This is a genomic window from Nonomuraea turcica (assembly GCF_030718205.1).
Lineage (GTDB): Bacteria > Actinomycetota > Actinomycetes > Streptosporangiales > Streptosporangiaceae > Nonomuraea.
Genome location: NZ_JAUZQF010000020.1, coordinates 1 through 16,466, shown reverse-complemented (window position 1 = coordinate 16,466; position 16,466 = coordinate 1). Strand labels below are relative to the sequence as shown.

The 16,466-nt window shown below is 71.2% G+C and carries 18 protein-coding genes; 6 read left to right on the top strand and 12 right to left on the bottom strand.

Going from position 1 to position 16,466, the window contains the following annotated elements; genetic code table 11:
• Nucleotides 1-252 precede the first annotated feature (252 nt).
• Nucleotides 253-654 carry an ATP-binding protein gene (locus Q9G87_RS41140; RefSeq protein WP_305922023.1) on the top strand — a complete coding sequence of 134 codons (402 nt, stop codon included), beginning with the start codon at nucleotides 253-255 and terminating at the stop codon, nucleotides 652-654.
• A gap of 3 nt (nucleotides 655-657) precedes the next feature.
• Here Q9G87_RS41140 and Q9G87_RS41135 read toward each other — a convergent pair whose 3' ends face one another.
• Together Q9G87_RS41135 and Q9G87_RS41130 are read right to left on the bottom strand one after the other, a co-directional pair.
• A complete protein-coding gene (locus Q9G87_RS41135; protein WP_305922022.1) occupies nucleotides 658-2,439 on the bottom strand; it encodes an ABC transporter ATP-binding protein in 1,782 nt (593 codons plus the stop codon).
• Nucleotides 2,436-4,265, bottom strand: a complete 1,830-nt coding sequence (locus Q9G87_RS41130) for an ABC transporter ATP-binding protein (RefSeq protein ID WP_305922230.1) — start codon at nucleotides 4,263-4,265, stop codon at nucleotides 2,436-2,438. The genes Q9G87_RS41135 and Q9G87_RS41130 overlap by 4 nt, the downstream gene beginning before the upstream one ends.
• Before the next feature lie 116 nt (nucleotides 4,266-4,381).
• Between Q9G87_RS41130 and Q9G87_RS41125 the strand changes: the two genes are divergently transcribed.
• The 3 genes from Q9G87_RS41125 (at nucleotide 4,382) to Q9G87_RS41115 (ending at nucleotide 6,780) form a co-directional block, all read left to right on the top strand.
• A complete protein-coding gene (locus Q9G87_RS41125) occupies nucleotides 4,382-5,011 on the top strand; it encodes a TIGR03085 family metal-binding protein (RefSeq protein WP_305922021.1) in 630 nt (209 codons plus the stop codon).
• A 185-nt stretch (nucleotides 5,012-5,196) separates the two neighbouring features.
• Nucleotides 5,197-5,358, top strand: a complete 162-nt coding sequence (locus tag Q9G87_RS41120) for a hypothetical protein (protein WP_305922020.1) — start codon at nucleotides 5,197-5,199, stop codon at nucleotides 5,356-5,358.
• Nucleotides 5,359-5,418: 60 nt separating this feature from the next.
• Nucleotides 5,419-6,780, top strand: coding sequence for a glutamine synthetase family protein (locus Q9G87_RS41115; protein ID WP_305922019.1), 1,362 nt, complete (start codon nucleotides 5,419-5,421; stop codon nucleotides 6,778-6,780).
• A gap of 23 nt (nucleotides 6,781-6,803) precedes the next feature.
• Here Q9G87_RS41115 and hisF read toward each other — a convergent pair whose 3' ends face one another.
• From hisF to hisD, 9 genes are all read right to left on the bottom strand, one after another.
• A complete protein-coding gene (gene hisF, locus Q9G87_RS41110) occupies nucleotides 6,804-7,565 on the bottom strand; it encodes an imidazole glycerol phosphate synthase subunit HisF (protein WP_305922018.1) in 762 nt (253 codons plus the stop codon).
• On the bottom strand, nucleotides 7,562-7,972 hold the full coding sequence (locus Q9G87_RS41105; RefSeq protein ID WP_305922017.1) for a Rid family hydrolase: 411 nt from the start codon (nucleotides 7,970-7,972) through the stop codon (nucleotides 7,562-7,564). The genes hisF and Q9G87_RS41105 overlap by 4 nt, the downstream gene beginning before the upstream one ends.
• Nucleotides 7,973-7,992: 20 nt before the next feature.
• Nucleotides 7,993-8,718, bottom strand: a complete 726-nt coding sequence (priA, locus tag Q9G87_RS41100; protein ID WP_305922016.1) for a bifunctional 1-(5-phosphoribosyl)-5-((5-phosphoribosylamino)methylideneamino)imidazole-4-carboxamide isomerase/phosphoribosylanthranilate isomerase PriA — start codon at nucleotides 8,716-8,718, stop codon at nucleotides 7,993-7,995.
• Complete coding sequence (locus Q9G87_RS41095; protein ID WP_305922015.1) at nucleotides 8,719-9,048, bottom strand: hypothetical protein; 330 nt, start codon at nucleotides 9,046-9,048, stop codon at nucleotides 8,719-8,721.
• Between the two features lie 33 nt (nucleotides 9,049-9,081).
• Complete coding sequence (gene hisH / locus Q9G87_RS41090) at nucleotides 9,082-9,723, bottom strand: imidazole glycerol phosphate synthase subunit HisH (protein WP_305922014.1); 642 nt, start codon at nucleotides 9,721-9,723, stop codon at nucleotides 9,082-9,084.
• Complete coding sequence (locus Q9G87_RS41085) at nucleotides 9,717-9,872, bottom strand: hypothetical protein (RefSeq protein ID WP_305922013.1); 156 nt, start codon at nucleotides 9,870-9,872, stop codon at nucleotides 9,717-9,719. Before Q9G87_RS41085 ends, hisH begins: the two co-directional genes overlap by 7 nt.
• The gene (hisB, locus tag Q9G87_RS41080; RefSeq protein ID WP_305922012.1) at nucleotides 9,869-10,462 is read right to left on the bottom strand and encodes an imidazoleglycerol-phosphate dehydratase HisB; all 594 of its coding nucleotides are present in this window, start codon (nucleotides 10,460-10,462) and stop codon (nucleotides 9,869-9,871) included. The genes Q9G87_RS41085 and hisB overlap by 4 nt, the downstream gene beginning before the upstream one ends.
• Before the next feature lie 125 nt (nucleotides 10,463-10,587).
• On the bottom strand, nucleotides 10,588-11,688 hold the full coding sequence (locus tag Q9G87_RS41075) for a histidinol-phosphate transaminase (protein ID WP_371825907.1): 1,101 nt from the start codon (nucleotides 11,686-11,688) through the stop codon (nucleotides 10,588-10,590).
• Complete coding sequence (gene hisD / locus Q9G87_RS41070) at nucleotides 11,658-12,977, bottom strand: histidinol dehydrogenase (protein WP_305922010.1); 1,320 nt, start codon at nucleotides 12,975-12,977, stop codon at nucleotides 11,658-11,660. The genes Q9G87_RS41075 and hisD overlap by 31 nt, the downstream gene beginning before the upstream one ends.
• A 374-nt stretch (nucleotides 12,978-13,351) precedes the next feature.
• Between hisD and ligD the strand changes: the two genes are divergently transcribed.
• Nucleotides 13,352-14,362 carry a non-homologous end-joining DNA ligase gene (ligD, locus tag Q9G87_RS41065; RefSeq protein WP_305922009.1) on the top strand — a complete coding sequence of 337 codons (1,011 nt, stop codon included), beginning with the start codon at nucleotides 13,352-13,354 and terminating at the stop codon, nucleotides 14,360-14,362.
• Between the two features lie 26 nt (nucleotides 14,363-14,388).
• On the opposite strand, the gene Q9G87_RS41060 is transcribed toward ligD, so the two are convergent.
• Nucleotides 14,389-15,495, bottom strand: a complete 1,107-nt coding sequence (locus tag Q9G87_RS41060) for an MFS transporter (protein ID WP_305922008.1) — start codon at nucleotides 15,493-15,495, stop codon at nucleotides 14,389-14,391.
• Nucleotides 15,496-15,548: 53 nt separating this feature from the next.
• Between Q9G87_RS41060 and Q9G87_RS41055 the strand changes: the two genes are divergently transcribed.
• Nucleotides 15,549-16,298: an AraC family transcriptional regulator gene (locus tag Q9G87_RS41055; RefSeq protein ID WP_305922007.1), complete on the top strand. Its 750-nt coding sequence runs from the start codon at nucleotides 15,549-15,551 to the stop codon at nucleotides 16,296-16,298.
• The last annotated feature ends 168 nt before the right edge of the window (nucleotides 16,299-16,466 follow it).

Genomic DNA, 16,466 nt, shown 5'->3' with positions numbered 1-16,466 from the left:
TCCTCATGCCCCCTGCCCACGCCGGGCGCTCCTGCCCGTGGGCGGCCCCGGCCGAAAAGGTACACCGATCAGCGTCACATCACGGTGGGTTTTGCAGAGAATGCACTACGTGATGGCGTGGCGAGGGGTATTTTCTTCGGCGACGCGTGCTAGGGGGAGGTGCCGCCATGCACGTCGCGGGGTCCGTTCTCGGCCCGGATCCGGGTGGTCACGTCCGCCTGCCGTTCGCCGGGCGGGCGAGGTGCGGCTCACATGTGTAAGCCGATGTGCAGGCAGGTGTGGTGCGCGAGCATCGCGCGCGGGCGGGTCACATTCTTGCGCAGGGCGGTCGCCGAGCACGCCGCCTCCGAGGGGATGACGGGGCGGCGTCTGGAGGACTTCGTGCTGGCGGCCAACGAGATCACCACCAACGCGGTGGTGCACGGCGGCGGGCACGGGCGGCTGCGGCTGTGGGCGTACGGCGGGCGGCTGTGGTGCGAGGTGAGCGACGAGGGGCCGGGGTTGCCGCCGGGATGGCTGGGCGACATGAGCCCGCCCGCGTGGTTCGAGGGCCGCGGGCGGGGATTGTGGCTGACGCGGATGTTGTGCGATCACATCACGATCGTGTCGGGGCCCCAGGGGACGACCGTGACGTTCGCCGCCGTCTGCGAGTGATCGTCACGAGTGGGCGGCGGAGATCCAGGAGGCGTGCAGGTCGGCGTACACGCCCGGCTCGTTCACCAGCTCGGCGTGCGCCCCGCGCTGAACCAGGCGGCCCGCGTCGAACACCAGCACCTCGTCGGCGTTCTCGGCCGTGGACAGGCGGTGGGCGATCGAGATGGCAGTACGGCCGCGGGTCACGCCTTCGAGCGCGCGGGCCAGCCGTACCTCCGTGGCCGGGTCCACCGCTGAGGTGGCCTCGTCCAGCAGGAGCAGGTCGGGGTCGGCGAGGTAGGCGCGGGCCAGGGCGACGAGCTGGCGCTCGCCCGCCGACAGCGACTCGCCCCGCTGGCCGACGGGCGTGTCCAGGCCGGTCGGCAGACCCTCGAGCCAGTCCGCCAGGCCCAGCTCGGTCAGCGCGAGCTCGATCTCCGCGCGGCTGGCCCCCGGCCTGCCGTAGCGGATGTTCTCCTCCAGCGTCCCGTCGAACAGGAACCCGTCCTGCGGCACCATGACGATGCGCTCGCGCAGCGAGGAGAAGCGCACGTCGCGCAGGTCGTGGCCGTCGATCGTGACCCGTCCCGAGCCCGGGTCCATCAACCGCGTCAGGAGCTTGGCGAACGTGGTCTTGCCCGAGCCGGTCTCCCCCACCACCGCGATGCGGGAGCGGGGCGGGATCTCGAGCGTGACCTCGCGCAGCACGGGCGGGCCTGCGGGGTAGGAGAAGTGCACCTCCTCGAAGGCGACGGAGATGGGGCCGCGCGGCAGCTCCACGCCCTTCTCACCGGGGTCGGCCACGTCGGCCGGCGTGTCCAGCACGCCGAGGATGCGCCGCCAGCCGGCGACGGCGTTCTGGGCCTCGTTGAGGACCTCGGTGGCGGTCTGCAGCGGCGACACGAACAGCGTGACCAGGAACAGGAACGCCACCAGCTCGCCCTGCGTGATGTCGCCCGACAGGCCCAGCCGCACACCGAGCAGCACGATGCCGGCGATCGCGACGGCGGCCACGATCTCCGTCAGCGGGAACACGAAACCGACGATGGTCTGCGCCCTGACCTGGGCGGACCTGTTGGCGTTCACGGCCTTGCCGATCCGCTCGGCGGTACGCCGCTCCGACGCGTAGGCCCGGATGACGGCGGCGCCGACGACGGACTCGCTGATCGCGGCGAGCATGTCGCCGGTGCGCTCGCGCACCACCGTGTACGCCCGCGACAGCAGCCGCTGGAAGCGCGGCAGGGCGATCATCAGCGGGATGAAGCACGCCCAGACCACGAGCGTCAGCTGCCAGGAGTAGACGAACATCAGCACGGTCGCCACCAGCAGCTGCCCGAACGCCACGATGATCATCAGCCCGCCCCATTGCATGAAGGTGCTGATCTGATCGATGTCGTTGGTGACGCGTGAGACCAGGGCGCCGCGGCGCTCGGTGTTCTGGGTGAGCACCGACAGGTCGTGCACGTGCCTGAAGCCGCGGACGCGCAGGGTCGCCAGGGACGACTCGGTGGCCTTGTAGAGGCGGACGTTCATGACGTAGCCGGCGAACGCCGTGAGCACGACGGCCGCCGCGCACACGAGGACGGCCGCGGTGATGTACGAGATGTCCGGGGCGCCGCCCTTGAGCCCCGTGTCGATCGTCTGCTGGACCGCGATCGGCACGATGATCTTGCCCACGGTCGCGATGACGGCCAGGACCATCGTGCCCGCGAGCCCCTTGCGGAACTCGGGCGTCAGCGACAGGCCCGTGCGGATGGTGGCCAGCGCCGAGCGGCCGGAGTCGCGCTGGATGCTCTGCGTCGTCATGCGCTGACTCCCTCTTCCTCTCCCGCCAGCACGTCTTCCTCTCCCTTGAGGATCTTTTCGTCTTCGGTCTGGATGTCGATGGCGGCGCGCTCGGCTTCCTCGCGCTCGTAGGCGGTCACCAGGTTGCGGTAGCCCGCGCAGCGGGCCAGCAGCTCCTCGTGCGGCCCGCGGTCCACGACCCGTCCGTGGTCGAGGTAGACGACCTCGTCGGCCAGCGCGATGGTGGCCATGCGGTAGGCGACGACCACGACGGTGGACGCCTCGGCGGCGTCCCGGAGCCCGTACAGGATCCTGGCCTCGACCTGGGGGTCGACGCTGGAGGTCGCGTCGTCGAGCACGAGCAGGCGGGGCCGGCGCACGATCGCGCGGGCCAGGGCCAGTCGCTGACGCTGTCCGCCGGACAGGGTCGCGCCGCGCTCGCCGACGCGGGTTCCGAGGCCGTCGGGCAGCCTGGCGACGAAGCCGTCGGCCTGGGCCAGGCGCAGCGCGGACCACACGTCCTCGTCGGCGCTCTCCAGGCCTAGCGCGACGTTGCCGCGCACGGTGTCGTCGAACAGGAACGTCTGCTGCGGCACCAGCGCCACCGACGCGGCGACCCCGCCGTACGCCAGCTCCCGCAGGTCGACGCCGTCGAGCACGACCTGTCCCGTGTCAGGGTCGACCAGCCGCACGAGCAGCTGCACCAGCGTGGACTTGCCGGATCCGGTGGGCCCGACGAGGGCGACGGTCCGGCCGGCCGGCACGTCGAAGGTGACGTCGTGCAGCACTTCCGCCTCGCCGTAGCGGTACGACACCCCCCGCACCTCCAGCTCGGCGGGCGCCGGGGAGGTCGTGGCGGCATCGCCGTACGCCATGGAGCCCGTCGCCTCCAGGACGGCCTGCACCCGCTCCCAGCCGACGACGCTGCGCGGCAGCTCCGCCAGCACCCAGCCGAGCGCCCTGATCGGGAAGGCCAGCAGCGTGAACAGGTAGGCGACCTGGATCAGGTCGCCGGCGACGATGGAGCCCCCGGACAGACGCAGCGCGCCCACGGCGAGCACCGCCAGCACGCCGATCGTGGGCAGCGCCTCGAGCATCGGGTCGAACAGCCCGCGCACCCGGCCGACGGCGATGTTGGCATCGCGCAGCTCGTGGGCGCGGCGCTGGAATCGCTCGGTCTCCAGGTCCTCCCTGCCGAGGGTCTTGACGACGAGCGCGCCGTCGAAGCTCTCGTGCGCGATCTCGCTGACCTCGGCGCGCAGTTGCTGCGCGCGGGTCGCGAGCGGGCTCAGCTTGCGCTGGTAGACGAGATTGAGCACGGCGATGGCCGGGAAGATGAGGAAGCCGACGAGCGCGAGCACGAGGTCGGTGAAGAGCATCGCGATCGCCGCCGTGACCAGCATGACGACCACGCCGACGGCCATCGGCAGCGGCGCGAGCGGCGCCCAGGCCGCCTCGGCGTCGGCGCTGGCGTTGGACAGCAGCTGCCCGGTGGGGTGCCGGTGGTGCCAGGACAGCGGCAGCCGCAGATACTGCTGGGTGACGTCCCTGCGCGACCTGGCCTGCATGCGATATTGCATGATCCCGGCCAGGATGCGGCGGCCCGCCACGCCGAACGCCTTGAGCAGCGCCGTGCCGATGATGAGGAACACCCCGGTCCACAGCGCCCCCGTGGCCACCCGGCCCTCGGCGAACGAGGGCAGCAGCACGTGCTGCGTGGCCCAGCCGAGCGCCCAGGCCGAGGCCACGGTCATGCCGCCATAGACGGCGCTGGCCAGCACGGCCAGCGTGAAGACCGCCTTCTCGGTGCGAACGGCCACCCCAAGGACCCGTAGTCCTTGGCGCATCACGGCCGAGGTGACCTTGCTCGCCACTCGGTAGGCTCCCCTTCAGCTGACGTCTGTACGCAAGTCACTACATCACCTCTGATCAACCAGTTATTCCCACGGGTAGGGTTGACCACGTGACTCACGCTCGTAGCGAACGCGCCGCGCTCTGCGACCTGCTCGACCGGCTCGGGCCGGACGCGCCGACGCTCTGCGCGGGCTGGACCACCTACGACCTGGCCGCCCACCTGGTGTTGCGCGAGCGCCGGCCCGACGCGATGGGCGGGATCGCGCTCAAGCCCCTGGCCGGCTACACCGCCTCGGTCCAGGACGGGCTCAAGGCCAAGCACCCCTATCCCGAACTGGTCGCCATGGTGCGCAAGCCGGGTGGCGTCTACGGCATGCTGCCGTTCCTCGACGAGGCCGTCAACGCACTGGAGTTCTTCGTGCACCACGAAGACGTGCGCCGCGCGCAGCCGTCCTGGGAGCCGCGCGAGCTGCCCGCCGACCTCGACCGGCTCATCTGGAAGCGGGTCGCGAACGGCGCCAGGCTGATGCTGCGCAAGTCACCCGTGGGCGTGGTCCTGCACCGCCTCGGCGGCGGCGTCGCGCTCGGCGGCCCCCGTCAGGGCCCCCGGGTGGAGGTGACGGGGACGGCCTCCGAGCTGCTGATGTTCTGCTTCGGCCGCCAGGAGCACGCCCGCGTGGAGCTCACCGGCGAGCCCCACGCCGTCTCCCAGCTGCGCGCGGCCTCCCTGGGCATGTAGCCCTCCTGCTCCGGCTCACCCATCGCGGAAACCCGGCGTGGTAAGTGCTCGCGCATCAAGCCAAGCCTTTACCATGGCAGAGGAAAGGAAGCCCCCGGTTAGGATCATGAACATCTTCACAGAGGATGCCAGTGATCGCCCAGATCCGGGTATATACGGCTGGGAATGGACTGCAGGAGGCCCCTATGCAGGTCAAGAAGGTGATCACCTACGCGGCTGTCGCGTTCGTGATCTTCTACCTGTTCACCCAGCCGGACCAGGCCGCCGACGCGGTCAGAGGTGTGTTCGACGGAATCGTCCAAGGAGCCAATCAGTTGGCGACATTCTTTACCAGGGTTCTGGCCTAGCGAGGGTTCTGCCTGTGGCAGACGCTTCCCCGCGCTGCCAGATCGTGCTACGCAGGCAGGATGAGAGATCGCCCTAGCGGCAGCAAGATCAATCAGCTTGATCCGAACGTCCGGCGCATTCTCGAACGCGCCGAGCTCGAGGGCATCGAGCTGATTCGTTTTCTGTACGCCGACCACGGTGGCGTCATTCGTGGTAAAGCGGCTTCCCGATCACGGTTGGCCGAACGGCTCAACACCGGCATCGGGCACACGGTGGCCATGATGGCGATGAACATGCTCGACCAGCTCCAGGACGTCGAGCAGATGGGTCCGGTGGGCGAGGTCCGCATCGTCCCCGACCCTGCCACGTACGTCCCTTTGCCTCACGCACCCGGCGCGGCGGCGATGTTGTCGGATCTGCGGCGGCCAGACGGCTCGCCGTGGGAGGCGTGCGCGCGGACATTTCTCAAGGACGCGATCGCCGAGCTGGCCACGGAGGGTTACACGCTCCAGGCGGCGTTCGAGCCGGAGTTCACTCTGGGCCGCCGCCTTCCCGACCCGACAGGCGGCCCGGACCGGCTGGTGCCGATTGACGATTCGCTCTGCTATGCCAACGCCGGGTTCGACACGGCGCACGACTACACCGTCAAGCTCATCCGCGCCCTGGAGACACAGGGCCTGCGCGTCGAGCACTACCACCCGGAGCTGGGGCCCGGCCAGCAGGAGCTGTCGATCAGGCACGCGCCCGCGCTGCGGGCCGCCGACAACCACGTCCTGTTCAGGGAGACCGTGCGCGGCGTGGCCCTGCGGATGCAGCTGTGGGCCACGCTGGCCCCCAAGCCGCTGGCCGACCAGGCCGGCAACGGCGCCCACCTGCACCTGTCGCTGTGGAACGACACCCGCAACGTCTTCGCCGCCGACGGGGAGGTGCGTGACGGCTTCATCGGCGGCCTGCTCGCCCACCTGCCCGCCCTGACCGCGCTGACGTGCGGCAGCGTCAACAGCTTCCGCCGCCTGGCGCCCCGCATGTGGTCCAGCGCGTACGCGGTGTACGGGCTCGACAACCGGGAGGCCGCCGTACGCGTGTGCTCGCCGATCGGTGAGACCGGTGAGCTGAACCTGGAGCTGAAGCCGTCGGACTCCTCCGCCAACCCGTACCTGTCGCTGGGGGCCGTGATCCACGCCGGCCTGGACGGGATCCGGCGCAAGCTCGACCCGGGGGCGCCCGTGGACGTGGACCCCGACACGCGGCCCGGCCGATACCCGCGCCTGCCGTCGTCGCTGGACGAGGCGCTGGACGCGCTGGAGGCCGACGAACTGCTCATGGAGGCGCTCGGGCCGCTGCGGCGCAGCGCGTACCTGGCCGTCAAGCGGTCGGAGGCGGCCGCGTTCGGCGCGAAGGACGCCTCCTATGAGCTGTTCAACCACCTGCGGGTGTTCTGAACGCCGCAGTGCCGGCCGGCAGGTCAGCGGACGGGGTGGCCCGCCATGCGGAGCGTGTTCTTGACCTCGGAGATCTTGAGCGTGCCGAAGTGGAAGACGCTGGCCGCCAGGACGGCGTCCGCGCCCGCCGCCACCGCCGGCGGGAAGTCCTCCAGACGCCCGGCCCCGCCGCTGGCGATCACAGGAACCCGCACGGCCGCCCGGACCGCCCGCAGCATCTCCAGGTCGTAGCCGTCGAGCGTGCCGTCACCGTCCATCGAGTTGAGCAGGATCTCTCCCACCCCCAGCTCCTCGCCGCGCGCCGCCCACTCCACCGCGTCGATGCCGGTGCCGCGCCGCCCGCCGTGCGTGGTCACCTCGAAGCCGCTCGGTGTGCCCGGCGCACGCCGGGCGTCCACGGACAACACGACGCACTGGGCGCCGAAGCGCCGGGACGCCTCGGTGAGCAGCTCCGGCCGGGCGATGGCGGCCGTGTTGAGCGACACCTTGTCGGCGCCGGCCCGCAGCAACCGGTTGACGTCCTCGACCGACCGCACCCCGCCACCGACGGTGAGCGGGATGAACACCTGTTCGGCGGTCCTGCGTACGACGTCGAGCATGGTCTCGCGCTCGCCGGACGAGGCGGTGATGTCGAGGAAGGTCAGCTCGTCGGCGCCCTCCTCGTCGTAGCGCCTGGCCAGCTCCACGGGGTCGCCCGCGTCGCGCAGGTTCTCGAAGTTGACGCCCTTGACCACACGGCCGGCGTCCACGTCGAGACAGGGAATGACTCTTACCGCTACGGTCATGCTCGCAATGCCTCGATTTCGATCTCGACCAGCATTCTCGGGTCGACCAGGCCGGCCACCCGTACGCCCGTGCAGGCGGGCCGCACCTCGCCGAGCACCTCGGCGATGGCCTGCCCGACGAGGTCGAAGTGGCGCTGCTCGACCACGTAGTAACGGACCATGACGACGTCCTCGCGGGTCAGCCCGCCCGCCAGGACGGCCGTCAGGGCGATGTCGATCGCGGTCAGGCTCTGGTGGTAGGCGTCGCCGACGTGGCGCACCTCGCCGTCGACCGTGGCCGTGCAGCCGGAGACGATCACCCGCTCTCCGACGACCACGGCGCGCGCGTAGCCGTACTTCTCCTCCCAGATGCCACCCGAGAACACCCTCGGCCCGATGCTCTGCATGCTGACGCTACCTACGCTCATCCCGCCCCCTCCCGGCGAAGTCACCCGCGCACCGCGGCAAGCGCGTTTTCCAATGTGAACGCGTGAGCGTAAAGGGCTCTGCCCACGATGGCCCCTTCCAGTCCGTCCGGGACGAGACCGGCGAGTGTGACCAGGTCATCCAGGCTGGAGACGCCGCCGCTGGCGATCACCGGCTTGTCGGTACGGGAGCAGATCCGGCGGTAGAGGTCCACGTTGGGGCCCTGGAGCATGCCGTCCTTGGTCACGTCGGTGACGACGTAGCGGGGGCAGCCGTCGGCCTCCAGCCGGTCGAGCACCTCCCACAGGTCGCCCGCCTCCTCGGTCCAGCCTCTGGCGGCCAGGGTCGTGCCGCGCACGTCGAGACCGACCGCGATCTTGTCGCCGTGCTCGGCGATGATCTTCCGGCACCAGTCGGGGTTCTCCAGTGCGGCGGTGCCGATGTTGACCCGGCGGCAGCCGGTGGCCAGGGCGGCGGCCAGCGAGTCGTCGTCGCGGATGCCGCCGGACAGCTCCACGTTCACCTCCAGCCGGCCGATCACGTCGGCGATCAGCTCCCGGTTGCTCCCGCGGCCGAACGCGGCGTCCAGGTCCACCATATGGATCCACTCGGCGCCCGCCTCCTGCCAGGCCAGCGCGGCGGCGAGCGGCGCGCCGTAGCCGGTCTCGGTCCCGGCCTCGCCCTGGACCAGGCGTACGGCCTGGCCACCGACGACGTCCACGGCGGGCAGCAATACGAGCGACGACATTCAGATCCTCCGGTCGAAGGCAAGAGTCACGACAACAGGTACGAGCAGCACGGACAGGACGAGGACGGCGAAGCTGGCGAAGAACGACCCCCACAGCAGCCAGGTGATCACCTGGACGAGCAGGAACCCGAGCGCCACCAGGGCGTTCTGGGCCCGGTGACGGCGCGCCAGCAGGCCTCCCTGGCGGGAGAAGCGCACCGGGCGCGGCGTGAGCCTGGCGATAAGGGTGCGGCGGCGGGCCAGGCGCGCCTGGCGCTCCTCGTTGGCCCGCATCGCCCGGGCCCGCTCGGCCTCGCGCTCGGCCCGGCGGCGCGCCCGCTCCTTGCTCACCACGCCCGCTCCCGAGCCGGGAACGCCCGGCCCTCACTCAACGGTGCCCAGCCAGTTGCTCAGCAGGGCGGCGCCGGCGTCGCCGGACTTCTCCGGGTGGAACTGGGTGGCCATGAGCGGGCCGTTCTCCACGGCCGCCACGAACGGCACGCCGTGCTCGGCCCACGTCACGATCGGCTCGGCGAACCCGTCGCCGGTGCGCAGCTCCCACTCGCGCACGCCATAGGAGTGCACGAAGTAGAAACGGGTGGCGGCGTCCAGGCCGGCGAACAGGACGCTGCCGGCCGGAGCCTTGACGGTGTTCCACCCCATGTGGGGCAGCACGGGCGCGTCGAGCCGTTCGACGGTGCCCGGCCATTCGCCGCAGCCCTCGGTCTCCACGCCGTGCTCGACGCCCCTGGCGAACAGGATCTGCATGCCGACGCAGATGCCCAGCACCGGACGGCCGCCGGCCAGGCGCCTGCCGATGATCTGCTCGCCGCGGACGCTCTTGAGCCCGCTCATGCACGCCTCGAACGCGCCGACGCCGGGCACGACCAGCCCGTCGGCGTTCAGCGCGGCCTCGAAGTCGGGCGTCACGGTCACCTCGGCGCCGACCCTGGCCAGCGCCCGCTCCGCGGAACGCAGATTGCCCGACCCGTAGTCCAGGACGACGATGTTCTTCTTCGTCACCACCACAGCACCCCCGCCGTGATCGCCATCGCCGCGCCGAGCGCGCAGACGACGGCACCGATTTTGAGTCCCTGCTTGGCCAGGGAGAACACGCCGCCGATCAGGAACAGCCCGACGAACACCATCACGCCGGCGATGAGGTTGTCCGTCATAGGACGCCCTTGGTGCTCGGCACCCCGCTCGCGCGCGGGTCGAGCTCGGACGCCTCGCGCAGCGCCCTGGCCAGGGCCTTGAACTGGGCCTCCACGATGTGGTGCGCGTTGCGCCCGTAAGGGACGTGCACGTGCAGGCAGATCGCGGCCTGGGCGACGAGCGACTCCAGGATGTGGCGCGTCATCGTCGTGTCGTAGTCGGGGCCGATCATCGGCGCCATGCCCTCGGGCTCGGTGTGCACCAGGTAAGGCCGACCGGACAGGTCGACGGTGACCTGGGCGAGCGACTCGTCCAGCGGGCACGACGCGCTACCGAACCGCCTGATACCCGACTTGTCGCCCAGCGCCTCGCGGAACGCCGCGCCCAGCGCGAGCGCGGTGTCCTCGATCGTGTGGTGGGAGTCGATGTGCAGATCGCCCTCGGTCTTGACGGTCAGGTCGAACAGCCCGTGCTTGCCGAGCTGGGCCAGCATGTGGTCGAAGAACCCGACCCCGGTCGCCACCTCGACCCGGCCGGTGCCGTCGAGACCGACCTCCACCAGGACCGAGGTCTCCTTCGTAACGCGCTCGACGCGGCCTACGCGGTTCACAGGCCCTCCTTCGTCGGTCCTGTGAACCGCAGAAGCGCCGTGTTCATTGGTTCGCTCGCTCACAGCAGGCCCTCCTTCGTCGGTCCTGTGAACCGCAGAAGCGCCGTGTTCATTGGTTCGCTCGCTCACAGCAGGACCCCTTCCAGGGCGGCGCGGAAGGCCGCCATCTCCTCGCCGGTGCCGATCGTGACACGCAGCCATTCGGGCGGGCCCACCTCGCGGATGAGCACACCGCGCTCCAGCAGCCCCTCCCACACCTGGCGCCGGTCGGGGAAGCGCCCGAACAACACGAAGTTGGCATCCGAGTCGGCCACGGCCAGGCCCTTCGACCGCAGCCAGGTCACCGTCTCGTCACGCTCGCGCCGCAGCGCGTCCACCGTGCCGAGCAGCTCCGCGCGGTGCCGCAGCGCCACCCGCGCCGCCGTCTGGGTGAGGGTCGACAGATGGTACGGCAACCGCACCAGCAGCAGCGCCTCCACCACGGCCGGGTGCGCGGCCAGGTAACCCAGCCGCGTGCCCGCCATGGCGAACGCCTTGGACATCGTCCTGGTGACGATCAGCCTTGGGTGAGCGGGCAGCAGCGTGAGCGCCGACGGCGTGCCCTCGCGGGCGAACTCGGCGTAGGCCTCGTCGACCACGACCATGCCGGGCGCGGCGGCCAGCACCGCCTCGATCGTCTCGATCGGCTGGGCGGTGCCGGTCGGATTGTTGGGCGAGGCCAGGAAGACGATGTCCGGCCGGTGCTCCTCGATCGCCGCGACGGCCTTGCCGGGGTCGAGCGAGAAGTCCTCCTCGCGGCTGGCCTTGATCCACTCGGTGTTGGTGCCGCCGGTGATGATCGGGTGCATCGAGTAGGACGGCTCGAACCCGATGGCGGTGCGGCCGTGGCCGCCGAACGCCTGGAGGATCTGCTGGAGCACCTCGTTGGAGCCGTTGGCCGCCCACACCTGCTCGGTGCTCAGCCCGTGCCCGAGGTAATCGGCCAGGTCGGCGCGCAGGGCGGTGGCGTCCCTGTCGGGGTAGCGGTTGAGCTCGCCCGCCTGGGCCCGGACCGCCTCGGCCAGGTCGTCGACCAGCTCCGGGGAGGGCGGGTAGGGGTTTTCGTTGGTGTTGAGCCGGACCGGGACGTCGATCTGGGGCGCGCCGTACGGCGTCTTGCCCCTCAGGTCGTCGCGGATGGGCAGATCGTCCAGGTTCACTCGGGGGTCTCCGTGGGCACTCGCCAGTCGAAACGGGCGCGGATCGCGGCGCCGTGTGCGGGCAGGTCTTCGGCGTCGGCCAGGACCGACACGTGGGCGGCGGCGCCGGCGAGCGCCTCGCGGGTGTAGTCGACCACATGGATGCCGCGCAGGAATGACTGCACCGACAGGCCGCTGGAGTGGCAGGCGCAGCCGCCCGTCGGCAGCACGTGGTTGGACCCGGCGAGGTAGTCGCCGAGCGAGACGGGCGCGTACGTGCCGACGAAGATCGCGCCGGCGTTGCGGACCCGCGCGGCGACCGCTGCGGCGCCGGCGGTGTGGATCTCCAGGTGCTCGGCGGCGTAGGCGTCCACCACCTTGAGCCCGTCGTCGAGCGAGCCGACCAGCACGATGCCGGACTGCCGGCCGCCCAGGGCCTCGGCGATGCGCGCGGAGTGCTTGGTCGCCGAGACCTGTCCCGGCAGCTCCTTCTCCACGGCGTCGGCCAGCTCGGGGCTGGTGGTGACCAGCACGGCGGCGGCGATCGTGTCGTGCTCGGCCTGGCTGATCAGGTCGGCGGCCACGTGGACCGGGTCGGCCGTCTCATCGGCCAGGATCGCGATCTCCGTCGGCCCCGCCTCGGAGTCGATGCCGATGCGGCCCTTGAGCAGCCGCTTGGCCGCCGCCACCCAGATGTTGCCGGGGCCGGTGACCATGGTGGCCGGCGGGCACTCCTCGGTGCCGTAGGCGAACATGGCCACCGCCTGCGCCCCGCCGACGTTGTAGACCTCGTCCACGCCGAGCAGCGCGCACGCGGCCAGGATCGTGGGATGCGGCAGCCCGCCGAACTCCTTCTGCGCAGGGCTGGTCACGGCCAGCGACTCGACGCCGGCCTCCTGGGCCGGCACGACGTTCATGACCACGCTGGACGGATAGACCGCGCGGCCGCCGGGGACGTAAAGGCCCACGCGGTCGACCGGCACCCACCGCTCGGTCACGGTGCCGCCGGGCACGACCTGCGTGGTGACCTCGGCGCGCCGCTGGTCGCGGTGGACCAGCCGGGTCCGCCTGATCGACTCCTCCAGCGCCGCCCGCACCTTGGGGTCGAGCTCGCGCAGCGCGCGCTCGATCTCCTCGGCGGGCACGCGAGTAGTGGCGATCTCCACGCCGTCGAACCTGGCGGTCAGCTCCCGTACGGCCGCCACGCCGCGATGGCGCACGTCGTCGCAGATGGGCCGCACCTTCTCCAGGGCGGCCTCGACGTCGAGCTCAGCGCGTGGCAACACGTCGCGCAGGTTGTCCGGCAGGGAACCGCGCATGTCAATACGGGAAATCACCCCCACAGTCTACGGAGTCCGGCCCCTGAATCTCGTTCTGTCCACACTGCGGGACACGGTTCCCCGGTCCTCCCCGGACACTCGACGGCCGCGGGAGGGGGGCAGTCGCCTCCGCCGCACCCGCGGCCGTCGCCGCCCCGGACCGGGCCTGCCGGGGCGGACGCCGTGGCCGCCACGGGGGCGCGGCCACGACCGTGAAGAGCTTTGAGCCATCCCCACTGCCCGCCGGGCGTGTCTGTGTAACATCACACGCCTGAATACTTTATGCAGTCAAATCTTACGCTAAGTTATTTTTGCAGGTGAGTACCCGGCTTGACCATCTGCAGACCGCCATCCACCACTGTCGATCAAGCGGGCGGGGTACGGCATGCACCATGGTGCGCCTGCCGACGTACGCGCCGATGCTGGCCCAGCTCGGCACCCTGGCCTCGGTGCAGGGCCCGGGCTGGGCGGTGGAGATGAAATGGGACGGCGTGCGGGCTCTCGCCTACCTCGAGGAGGGCGCCGTCCGCCTGATGTCGCGTAACGGCAAGAACATCACCCCCGCCTACCCCGAGCTGCAGCTCATGGCCGGAGCCACGGCAGGCCGCGCCGCCGTCGTCGACGGGGAGATCGTGGCGTTCGACGAGGCTGGGCGGCCGAGCTTCGAGGCGCTGCAGCCGCGCATGCACCAGCGCAAGGCTGCCGTCACGGCCGAGCTGGCCAGGGCGGTGCCGGTGACGTTCATGGCGTTCGACATCCTGCACCTGGACGAATCCAGCGTGGTCTCGCAGCCCTACACCGAGCGCAGGGAGCTGCTCGAGGGCACCTTCACGCCCGGCTACCGGTGGCAGGTGCCCACCTGGTTCGCCGACGCCGCCAGGCACGCCTTCGACTCCTCACGGCAGCTCGGGCTCGAAGGGGTCGTGTGCAAGCGGATGGTCTCGCCGTACCGGCCGGGCAAGCGCAGCGGCGAATGGACCAAGGTCAAGAACGTCAGCACCGTCGAGGTCGTGATCGGCGGCTGGCAGCCCGGCGGCGGACGACGCTCGGGAACGATCGGGTCGCTGCTGCTCGGCGCGTACGACGAGCGCGGGCGGCTCCTGTACGTCGGGCATGTCGGCACCGGCTTCACCCAGGCCATGCTGCGTGACCTGCGGGAGCGGCTGGCGCCGCTGGAGCGCCCGGACCCGCCGTTCGACCAGCCCGTGCCACGCGAGCACGCCCGCGACGCGCAGTGGGTCGAGCCGCGCCTGGTCGGGGAGGTCCAGTACGCCGAGGTCACCGGCGACGGCATGTTGCGCCACCCGTCGTGGCGCGGACTCCGCCCCGATCGCGAGCCGGTGGAGGCCGACGCCGCCGAGATCCTGCGCCTGCGGCACGGCGGCGACGCCGCGGCCGGCTGACCGGCAGAGCTCATCGATCAGGGCGCTCACGGGGCGGGCTCCCTCAGCGTGCGGGCCAGCAGCCAGGCCAGGAACGGGAACACGATCAAGCAGGCCAGTGCCGTCCTCAGCGTGGCCGCCTCCGCGACCGCGCCCACCAGAGGGCTGGCCAGGCCGCCCACACTCACCGCCAGCCCCAGGGTCACACCGCTGGCCGTGCCCACCCGGCGCGGCAGGAAGTCCTGGCCCAGCGTCACATGCAGGGAGAACGGGGCGTACAGGGCGATCGACGAAGCGGCGATGAAGACGTAGGCGGCGGGTCCGGGTGCGAGGACCACGCCGGCGACGGCGGGGACGGCCGCCGCGTAGGCCAGGCGCATCGTCCGCACCCGGCCCCAGCGGGCCGCCAGCCTGCCGCCCAGCACGGTCCCGGCCGCCCCACCGGCGAACAACACGAACAGCGCCACCGCGCCCGCCGCCCCGCCACCCATGAAGAGGGCCACGAAGGCGCTCAGGCCGACGTACACGACCGAGCGGAAGACGATCACCAGCGTCAGCCTGGTGAACGACGGCCAGTCGTCGCGGCCCGACACCGGCACCGAGACCCTGGCCTCCTGCCCGGCGGGCGCGAGGATCGCCGGCAGCGTCACCAACGCCCCCAGCACGGCCGGGACCACCAGAAACGGCGAGGCGCCCAGACCCCACACCGCCAGCAACGGCGTCACCAGCACGGGAGCCGAGGCGAAGCCCAGCGTGCCGCCGAGCGAGAACCAGCTCATCCGCACATGGCTGCCGGCGCTGGCGAGCCTGGCCAGCCGCGCCGACTCCGGATGGTAGGCGGCCACGCCCAGCCCGGACAGCGCCACGGCCAGCCAGGTCAGCACGTAGGAGTCGGTGACGCCGCCGGCCGCCACCCCCGCCCCGGCCACCACCATGCTCACCGGGATCAGCCACGGCATCCGCCACCTGTCCGTCAGCACGCCGAACACCGGCTGCACGATCGACGACAGCAGCGTCGCCGCCAGCACCACGCCCGAGACGGCGACGTAGCCGTAACCGCGCTCGGCCACGAGGAACGGCACGAGTGCCGGCACCGCACCCTGGTAGAGATCGACGGTGGCATGACCGGCGGCGAGCATGGGGATCCTGTTCACCCCTCGATCATTTCCCGGTGCCTTCTGGCCCGCTTCCGATAAAATGCCAATCCATGCCGGAAATCCGCCATCTGTCCGAAGCGCCCACCGGGCGGCGGCCGCTCGCGCCCGGCGCCGGCATCGACGCGCACCGGCACGACACCCACCAGATCGTGTACGCCTGCCGCGGCGTACTCTCCGTCACCACGAGCGCGGGCACGTGGGTGGCCCCGGCGAACCGGGCCATCTGGGTGCCGGCGGGCACCGTCCACGAGCACCGCGCCCACGGCGACACCGACCTGCGACTGGTGGGCCTCACCGACAATCCGCTCGCCCTCGACCGTCCCGCCGTCCTGGCCGTCGGCCCGCTGCTGCGCGAATTGATCATCGCCTACACCGATGACGCGCCCGCCGGGACCGGTCCCTCCCGCGCAGAGCGTGGGCGGCTGCTGTCCGTTCTGCTCGACCGCCTCAAACGCGCGCCCGAGCAGCCCTTCCACCTACCGGCCCCGGAAGACCCCAGACTGGTGGCCGTCTGCGCGATCCTGCACCGCGATCCCGCCGACGGCAGCACCCTCGCGCGACTGGCCGCGCAGGCCGGCACCAGCGAACGCACGCTCGCCCGGCTGTGCGGCCGCGAGCTCGGCATGAGTTTCCCGCAGTGGCGCACCCAGCTCCGCCTGCACCACGCGCTGCTGCTGCTCGCCGACGGCCTCCCGGTGACTGCCGTCGCGCACCGGTGCGGGTGGGCGTCGGCGAGCGCGTTCATCGACGTGTTCAGGCGGGCGTTCGGGTACACCCCCGGCCGGGCCTTTACATTGTAGATTCGCTACAATCGTTCCTCGTGAGCAAATCGAAAGGCAAATGAGCCGTGACACGTTAGTTGGAACATGGCCATGGTTATTGGCACTATCCAACTGTGCTGGCCAGGTTCTGCCGCGCCGGTGGATCGTCGAGAGGTCCCTGTCCGGCTGGCTGGTGCGCTCGAGGGG

Excerpts from the sequence above, each read along its gene's own strand:
- Q9G87_RS41140 (WP_305922023.1), top strand. The coding sequence starts at position 253 with ATGTGTAAGCCGATGTGCAGGCAGGTGTGGTGCGCGAGCATCGCGCGC.
- Q9G87_RS41135 (WP_305922022.1), bottom strand. The coding sequence starts at position 2,439 with ATGACGACGCAGAGCATCCAGCGCGACTCCGGCCGCTCGGCGCTGGCC.
- Q9G87_RS41130 (WP_305922230.1), bottom strand. The coding sequence starts at position 4,265 with ATGCGCCAAGGACTACGGGTCCTTGGGGTGGCCGTTCGCACCGAGAAG.
- Q9G87_RS41120 (WP_305922020.1), top strand. The coding sequence starts at position 5,197 with ATGCAGGTCAAGAAGGTGATCACCTACGCGGCTGTCGCGTTCGTGATC.
- Q9G87_RS41115 (WP_305922019.1), top strand. The coding sequence starts at position 5,419 with ATGAGAGATCGCCCTAGCGGCAGCAAGATCAATCAGCTTGATCCGAAC.
- hisF (WP_305922018.1), bottom strand. The coding sequence starts at position 7,565 with ATGACCGTAGCGGTAAGAGTCATTCCCTGTCTCGACGTGGACGCCGGC.
- Q9G87_RS41105 (WP_305922017.1), bottom strand. The coding sequence starts at position 7,972 with ATGAGCGTAGGTAGCGTCAGCATGCAGAGCATCGGGCCGAGGGTGTTC.
- priA (WP_305922016.1), bottom strand. The coding sequence starts at position 8,718 with ATGTCGTCGCTCGTATTGCTGCCCGCCGTGGACGTCGTCGGTGGCCAG.
- Q9G87_RS41085 (WP_305922013.1), bottom strand. The coding sequence starts at position 9,872 with ATGACGGACAACCTCATCGCCGGCGTGATGGTGTTCGTCGGGCTGTTC.
- ligD (WP_305922009.1), top strand. The coding sequence starts at position 13,352 with ATGGTGCGCCTGCCGACGTACGCGCCGATGCTGGCCCAGCTCGGCACC.
- Q9G87_RS41055 (WP_305922007.1), top strand. The coding sequence starts at position 15,549 with ATGCCGGAAATCCGCCATCTGTCCGAAGCGCCCACCGGGCGGCGGCCG.